Source organism: Nostoc flagelliforme FACHB-838, from assembly GCF_014698065.1.
GTDB lineage: Bacteria > Cyanobacteriota > Cyanobacteriia > Cyanobacteriales > Nostocaceae > Nostoc > Nostoc flagelliforme_B.
In genome coordinates, this window is the sequence record NZ_JACJSI010000614.1 from 1 (window position 1) to 2,549 (window position 2,549).

Annotated in this window: 5 protein-coding genes; 3 read left to right on the forward strand and 2 right to left on the reverse strand. The window is 39.7% G+C overall.

Features of this window, described 5'->3' with window-relative positions; all coding sequences use genetic code 11:
* Positions 1 to 119 precede the first annotated feature (119 nt).
* Positions 120 to 335: a CopG family transcriptional regulator gene (locus tag H6G97_RS54495; protein ID WP_242056182.1), complete on the forward strand. Its 216-nt coding sequence runs from the start codon at positions 120 to 122 to the stop codon at positions 333 to 335.
* Positions 336 to 342: 7 nt separating this feature from the next.
* Here H6G97_RS54495 and H6G97_RS49670 read toward each other — a convergent pair whose 3' ends face one another.
* Together H6G97_RS49670 and H6G97_RS49675 are read right to left on the reverse strand one after the other, a co-directional pair.
* Positions 343 to 507 (reverse strand): CopG family transcriptional regulator, encoded by a 165-nt coding sequence (locus tag H6G97_RS49670; protein WP_190947600.1) that lies wholly within the window; start codon positions 505 to 507, stop codon positions 343 to 345.
* A gap of 316 nt (positions 508 to 823) precedes the next feature.
* Entirely contained in the window at positions 824 to 1,285 is a 462-nt protein-coding gene (locus tag H6G97_RS49675) for a hypothetical protein (protein ID WP_190947601.1), read from the reverse strand.
* A gap of 297 nt (positions 1,286 to 1,582) precedes the next feature.
* Between H6G97_RS49675 and H6G97_RS49680 the strand changes: the two genes are divergently transcribed.
* A complete protein-coding gene (locus H6G97_RS49680) occupies positions 1,583 to 1,723 on the forward strand; it encodes a hypothetical protein (protein ID WP_190947602.1) in 141 nt (46 codons plus the stop codon).
* A 335-nt stretch (positions 1,724 to 2,058) separates the two neighbouring features.
* On the forward strand, positions 2,059 to 2,487 hold the full coding sequence (locus H6G97_RS49685) for a protein kinase domain-containing protein (protein WP_190947603.1): 429 nt from the start codon (positions 2,059 to 2,061) through the stop codon (positions 2,485 to 2,487).
* Positions 2,488 to 2,549 lie beyond the last annotated feature (62 nt).

Below are 2,549 nucleotides of genomic sequence, written 5' to 3' on the forward strand. Positions count from 1 at the left end.
CTCCCGTTGGAAAGCTGATATTAGCCTTTGTGATCGCGATTTTGTGATGACTTTAAACGGTACACCTGTTACACAGTAATCACCAAGCTAAAACACTTGCACCTGTTTGGTGCCAAGTCATGAACAAAAAATGGGCCGTCAAACGAATCACGCTAAATCTCGCATCAGTTGAAAGCGAAAAGCTTGAACAATATTGTGCAATCACAGGTAGACCGGCAACTGATGTGATTCGGGAATTGATTCGCTCTCTTGAACAAGAGTCTTTTATGGAGGGAGCAGGGAGCAAAAGGGATAGTTTAAGCGAAGATTCAACTTTGCGTGAACAGGAACGCTAACCCTGGCTTATTGAGATATTACTTTTTCATCTTCAGTAGGAAGAGAAAGAATTAATTCCCGAATTACATTAGTCGCTGATCTGCCAGTCATTAAGCAGTATTTTTCCAGGTTCTCTTCATCCTTTGGTGTGAGATCAATTGTAAGCTGCTTAATAGCCCATTTTTTATTCATAAAAATATTAGACGAATTCGATTTCGTAATTACTTCAATAAACCTATCGCACTAGTTAAAATTTGTGCCATAAACTTAGCCTGAATCCTTAATAGAAACTTCCTATCGTTTCCATTGGTTTATCCGATGTTTCTTTTGGGGCAGCAACCGCCTTTCTCACTTCAGCAACTAAGCCGCTACTGCCGTTCTGACTCCTAACAAGGGAATCACTTGTTCTGCGCTCAAAGCCACACGATTGAGTCCGTAATGTCTTGGTCTTGCTCTGGTCAAATAATTCGTCGCTCTATAGCTATCCTGACAACGCGTTTAATTAAAATTAAACTGCAAAAAATTCTTCAAGAAATGGATAAAACTTGTTCGCTAACGACTCAAACTTTTCTCCAATACAATTAGGGCGAGCTATTTTATAACCTCTGCCATTGTACCAATTAGGATTCATCCCTGGAGAAAAGCATAGATAAGCTGTGCCCTCTTTGTAGTACCCAGATATAGTTAAGATATTTATTTTAGGTAAATAGTTTACTTGAAAATTTCCGACAGCACGGTTTTGACTTTTAAAAGTAATAGCTAAATTATTCTCAACAATGTTTTCATAATCTTGATGTAATGATTTCAAATAAATTTGTGGTACAACTAAAGCTGCATGAACCTTGCCGATTTTTCGAGCTGATAACTGAAACGGCGTGTCGCTAAAAACTTGTCCAGCAATCTTAGTAACCTCTGTTTGAAAATCTATTTGTACTGCGTAAAGAAGTCGTTCTAAATCTATATTGAGCATTACTTTACCTTTAAATATTCAAATATTGTTAAAAAATATTATGAGATTTTTGGGATCTAAAATTTTGATGAGGCAAAAAAATTAACAAAGCGATTAATCATTAGATCCTATGGATCTAAATTGATATTTATCTTAGATACATACGGCACAATCTGTTTTCCAGAAATACACTGAAAGTAGATCAACTTGCTAGTGCCTAATCTGTTCTTTATTAGCTCACCATCAGCCACGCCTACAACTTTAGCGACCAGAGGCAGATTAGCTCTCGGTCCACCGGCAGGGTAGTAATGTTTTTCAGTGGTTGCGGCAACTGATGAAGCGCAATCGCCCCGCTTTGGTAACGCCCCACGTTTTGATTACTCTGTTCCACGCATGGCAGTAGGATTTGTCAACGCTCGTCAGTGGCTCCTGATGAGTTTGACTTGTAATGAAGTGTAGCGATATTGTTTGTGGCAGACACACCTCGCCAGCCATCAGATCCATCAAAACTGCCCTCAATCCCAAGCTAGATTCTGAGCTTTTAACAAATATCCCTTTGGTCGAAAGGAATGGCTTGTTGAGCGTTACTAGCTTCTGCAACTACTTGAAAGTCGGGTTTGATTTCTAGCAGCATTTCCAAATTCTTGCTCTTCGACTGTCACTTGCAAGTTGATTAAGTTTTCGTTGAAACCGACCAGGTGCAAATTGACTTTTGCTAGAGAAGGTTGAAGAATAATCTTTAAGTCTTGTTGGCTTTGAATCTTGTGTGTGGAATTGAACCGAGGAACAGCGTGATGATTGCTCTACCGAACATTGAGGTTCACTCCCAAATTTACTTGAGTGCCAATTCAGTTGTCTACCGAGGGGTAAGCAAATCCGATAACACACCAATCGTCCTGAAAGTCCTTAAACAAGACTATCCCACGCCTGGGGAACTTACTCGCTACAAACAGGAATATGAAATCACTCGTTCTTTAAATGTAGAAGGAGTGATAAAGGTTTATAGCATTCAAGAGTATCAGCGAACACTCGTGATGCTATTGGAAGATTTTGGCGGAGAGTCATTGGCAAAATTGCGTTCGGAATTAGCCGCGTTTAACCTGATGCCCTTGGCTGATTTCTTGCGTTTGGCGATTCAAATCACAGAGATATTAGGTAATATTCACAGCAGCAATCGGTCGGTTCGCTCATTTCACAAACAGAATAGCCAAATAACAGCCTGAAAGTGTAGTCTGCAAAGGTGTTCACTAATAATTGAGGCGGCTAGATAACAGTTGCAAAACAC